This window comes from Mycobacterium sp. NGS54, from assembly GCF_059812465.1.
Genome location: NZ_JCALCS010000024.1, coordinates 1 through 657, shown reverse-complemented (window position 1 = coordinate 657; position 657 = coordinate 1). Strand labels below are relative to the sequence as shown.

The 657-nt window shown below is 63.3% G+C and carries 1 pseudogene; it reads left to right on the top strand.

From position 1 onward, the window contains the following. Positions 1 to 640: pseudogene (locus tag AC5Y5E_RS30365) on the top strand (IS1634 family transposase); the annotation flags it as partial. Positions 641 to 657 lie beyond the last annotated feature (17 nt).

Sequence of the window (657 nt, the reverse complement as noted above, 5' to 3'; positions counted from 1 at the left end):
CCCCGATGAGGCGATCCCCGACGGGCTGGTGCTGACCCAGCCCTGGCCGGCCACCAGCGCCGAGAAGATCCGCGGCATCCCCGAGCGGGTCATCTACTACCAATTCCGCCACGACCGTGCCCGCCGCACGCTGCGCGGTATCGACGAGCAGATCCGCAATGCCGAACGCGCCGTCGAGGGCCACGTTCCGGTCAAACGCAACCGCTACATCCAGCTCACCGGCGCCGCGAAGTCGGTCAACCACACGTTAAAAGCCAAGACTCGAGCGCTGGCAGGCTGGAAAGGGCTACACCACCAACCTCACCAGCGCGTCCTCGACGTTCGTCATCGACGCCTACCACCAGTTGTGGCACATCGAGAAGTCCTTCCGGATGTCAAACACGACCTGCAAGCACGCCCGATCTATCACCACCAGCGCGATTCCATCGAAGCCCACCTGAGCATCGTGGTCGCCGCGATGGCCATCAGCCACTACATCGAGGCCCAAACCGGCTGGAGCATCAAGAAATTCGTACGCACCGCCCGCCGCTACCGGACCGTCAAAATTCAGGCAGGCAACCAAACCATCACCGCCGCCGACCCGCTACCCCACGACCTCCGCACCGCCCCGGTCAAAATCCGCACCGACAATGCGCACTAATTTGAGACAAGTCGGGA